Annotated in this window: 4 protein-coding genes; 3 read left to right on the top strand and 1 reads right to left on the bottom strand. The window is 50.2% G+C overall.

Annotated features, from left to right (window positions below; all coding sequences use genetic code 11):
* Positions 1-152: 152 nt before the first annotated feature.
* The 3 genes from CAG65_RS11565 to CAG65_RS11555 are packed head-to-tail and all read left to right on the top strand — an operon-like array spanning position 153 to position 3012.
* Positions 153-2144, top strand: coding sequence for a type VI secretion system Vgr family protein (locus CAG65_RS11565; RefSeq protein WP_021703718.1), 1992 nt, complete (start codon positions 153-155; stop codon positions 2142-2144).
* The gene (locus CAG65_RS11560; RefSeq protein ID WP_021703719.1) at positions 2144-2707 is read left to right on the top strand and encodes a DUF6931 family protein; all 564 of its coding nucleotides are present in this window, start codon (positions 2144-2146) and stop codon (positions 2705-2707) included. The genes CAG65_RS11565 and CAG65_RS11560 overlap by 1 nt, the downstream gene beginning before the upstream one ends.
* An 8-nt stretch (positions 2708-2715) precedes the next feature.
* Positions 2716-3012, top strand: a complete 297-nt coding sequence (locus CAG65_RS11555) for a PAAR domain-containing protein (RefSeq protein WP_021703720.1) — start codon at positions 2716-2718, stop codon at positions 3010-3012.
* Positions 3013-3091: 79 nt separating this feature from the next.
* Here CAG65_RS11555 and CAG65_RS11550 read toward each other — a convergent pair.
* A partial coding sequence (locus CAG65_RS11550; RefSeq protein WP_161453732.1) for an HNH endonuclease occupies positions 3092-3933 on the bottom strand: 842 nt, incomplete at its 5' end.

Raw genomic sequence — 3933 nt, 5'->3', positions numbered from 1 at the left:
CAATAAATTAACTATAAATGCGCTTTGCTATTTTTCCCTGACTCTTTCTAGGCACTTATTGATCTAAGTGTTTATCAACGCGTTTACTTTTATGTTGATGTGTTTTTTATTTAAGCAAAAAACCACATTTTGCTTACAGGAAATGAGAAATTATGACCAGCAGTGAATTGCTAGCCAAAAGTCGCCCGCTGACGGCGAAACTCGCGGACAATAAGAAATACGTTGTCACCCATTTAACGGGAGAAGAAGCAGTTTCTGAAGGTTGCCGTTTTTCATTGTCTGTGGCCTCAAACGCAGAAATCAACGAAAGCAACCTCGGTAAGAGTGTGTCAATCTCACTTGAACAGTTGTTTGAAACCCGAACCTTGTCTGGTTTGTGTATCTCGATTGAATTCACCGGTTTCAGTCAGGAAAAACAACTCTATTTCTATCAGATTGAAGCCGCCGATCCTCTGGCGTTACTGGCCTATCGACGTAACCGAAAGATCTTCCAGAATATGACCACCAAACAGATTCTGGATACGTTACTTGGCGATAGCGACTTTAAAAACTATTTTTCGTTTTCGGTATCCGGCGGTGGCAAAAAACATGACTATTGCGTCCAACTGGATGAAACGGATCAGCAGTTTATCCGGCGCCTGCTCGCCAGCGAGGGCTGGCATTTTCATGTCCGTCATGATTCGGGTAAGCCGTCGGTGGTGATCGCCGACTCTAACCAAAGATTTGAACCAATACCTGAACCCAAACTGTACTACCAGGACGGTAGCCAGGCTGCACATCGGGCACTCAGCAACTGGAGCCACGCCACGCACATGGGCAGCGCCAAAGTGTCGTTGGCGGACCACACTCAGGCACTGGCAGAAGTGTTTGAAAGCGGCGAGCGTAAAAGCGCGTTTGACAGCTCCCCATCGGCGCTGGCGCAAAACTGGTTTGGTCTGGGGCTCGACAACAAAAACGAAGCACGTGATGCCGCCAAACGCCAGATGGACGCACTGGATGCGGTCAAATCGGTCTCCAAAGCCAGTTCCAGTATTGCAGCGCTGGCCTGTGGCTTTACCTTCCGTCTCAATCAACACCCGCTCAGTTCAATGAATCAGGAGTACATTGTTACCCGGCTGACTCATCACGTTTCCACCGACGAAGGTGGTACATCGCCGGTGTATCGTAACCAGTTCCATTGCATTCCGGCTTCAGTCACCTATCGCCCTCAGGTTCAGGATAAGCCCAAAGTGCACAGTGTCCATACTGCCTCCGTGACCGGCCCCAGCGGTGAGGAAATCTACCGCGATAAAGCCGGACGAATCAAAGTCCAGTTCCACTGGGACAAAGACGGTAAGCGTGACGAAAACAGCTCCTGCTGGCTGCCTGTATCACAAGGGCTAGCCAGCAAAGGGTTTGGCGCTCAGTTCACGCCGCGTATCGGCGACGAAGTATTGGTGCAGTACATCGACGGCGATCCCGATCGCCCGGTGGTTACGGGCTCGCTCTACAACACCAAAAACGCAGCGCCTTATAGCGCAGCTTCGCAAAGCGGCCTGAAAACCCGTTCGACCCCGAAAGGCAGCAGCAAACAAGGCAATGAACTGCGCTTCGAGGATCAGAAAGACAAAGAACATATCTTTCTCCATGCGGAAAAAGATCTGCTGATTGAGGTTAACAACGATAATCAGACTACGATCAAAGGAGCGAAACGCACACAAGTCGACAAAACGGTGGCCCTGAATGCCAAAGAAGCCATTCAGGTTGAGGGAGATAAAACCCTCACTGCCAAAAGTAAGGAAGACTGGACCGGAGACAGCGGCAAAGATCTCAACCTGTCGGCGGCATCCAACATGGCGTTATCGGCCAAATCGTCGGTCACCGTCGACGGCAGTACGATATCGCTGAGCGGAAAAAGCAAAATTGAGCTCAAAGTCGGCGCCAGCAAAATTGAGATCAGCGCCAGTGGCATCAAGATTGACGCACCTCAGGTGGCGATTAATGGACAAGCAAAAGCCGAAATGAAGGCGGCAATGGTCAACATCGAAGGACAAGGAAAAGCCGATGTAAAAGCCGCACTCGTGACGGTAAACGGCAGCGCTATGACGCAGGTTAAAGCTGGCGCCATGGTGCAGATTCAGGGAGCGATAGCAAAGGTAAACTAATGACTTTACGCAAAATTCCATATCAATACGCCAGGGACATCATTGAATTTTATTCGCCAAATGCGCAGTTTAGTCAGTTGGCCGCCGATGAGTGCTCCCCCACAGAGGTGATTAACGCCGCGATGGAGCAGGAAATGTTTGCGGACGCAGTCACATTTCTCGCCCACGCCATGCCGGTCAGGGAAGCCGTATGGTGGGCCGCCTGCTGCGCCGCTACGCGCAGTGACTGGAATGAACACGAAGCCAATGCCGTTCGCGCGGCGAAAGCCTGGGTGCATACCCCGGACGAGACCAGCCGTCGTCACGCCGAACAAATGGCCGATCTGGCCGGGCTGGAGTCCGGCGCTGGCTGGGCCGCGCAATCGGCATTCTGGAGTGGCGGCAGCATGACCAAACCCGATGATCCCATAGTGCCGCCCCCGCCTTACCTTTACGCGCAGGCAGTGGCCGGCAGTATCAACCTCAGCGCCGTCTTACCCGACGGTGAACACGCCAAACAGCGCTACCGCGACTTTATCGACATCGGCCTGAACATCGCCGCTGGCGGAAACGGCGAAAGCTAGGAGTTTTTATGTTACCCGCAGCCCGTGCCACCGACATGCATATGTGCCCAATGCAAACCCCGGCACCCGTGCCCATTCCGCACGTCGGTGGCCCGTTATTGCCCCTGCCCACCACGGTATTGATTGGCAACCTACCGGCGGCCACCATGGGTCAAATGTGCGTGTGCGTCGGCCCACCAGACAGCGTAGTCAAAGGCAGCGCCACGGTGCTGATCAACAACAAACCCGCCGCACGCATGGGCGATCTTACCGCCCACGGCGGCACGATCGTTATGGGCTTGCCAACGGTACTGATTGGTGGGTGAAGGGAAGGATAAACCGCAAAGGAGCTGAATTGCTCCTTTGCGGTTAGGGGGAGTTAAGGAAAGCAAGAGCGGTAGAATGTCATAGGCCTTTGAATAATTCAGCTCTGTGGTAGGCAAGATACTTTTTATGCTCATTTCTTATTTCAAATGACATGCCCTCGCTGACACCAATTATCTCTGGATTTTCTAAATCACTGGCGATCATAACCCGACCATGCTCATCAAACGAAATGAAGCCAAGATCGAATGCTTTATCCAGATTTGCCAACAACAACAAACCATTATACTTATCCAAACGTTCTTCGTTACTGGAAGCTCTCCATGGTTTGATGTGCGACGCGATAAGGATCTGAGTATTTTTATAGCCAGTCACCGCACATTTTCTCCACAATTGAATCAATTGTGTTCTAAAAATCCCTTGCCCTATTCTCGTGCTTACTAATATCTTCTTTTCTGTATCCGTTAGATTATCGTCAGACATGACTTGTCTGATATCTGCATTCACATCAACTTGTGCCAGATCGACAAGAAATTTGTGGTAACTCGATAACGCGGCACTATACATTCCATTACCTTTGCTATCATGACGCTTGAATGTATCTAACTGCCTGGCTTTTTCTTCCACTTGCAGAAATTGACGATAAGATCCTATGTCGGTGATAGGCTCTCGGATTTCTCCAGCGTCTTTCAGCCATTTTGAAATTGAGAATCTCACAGCCTTAGAATAGTTCTCAGCTGTTTTTTCTTTCTTGCCGATATCGATCAGCCACTGAAAGTATAACGCAGCTAAATCCGATAGGTTCGACACCAAGGCATCTTTAAGTTCATTTGATACAATAGAGCTTTTCATAAAATGAAATAGCTCGTCATCTAGATAAGCGTAAGAAATCGCTTTGGCCGAATATCGGTTGGTATTAAAAG

Source organism: Vibrio sp. V39_P1S14PM300, from assembly GCF_009904765.1.
Classification (GTDB): Bacteria; Pseudomonadota; Gammaproteobacteria; order Enterobacterales; family Vibrionaceae; genus Vibrio; species Vibrio proteolyticus.
This window is presented reverse-complemented; position numbering and strand designations above follow the sequence as displayed.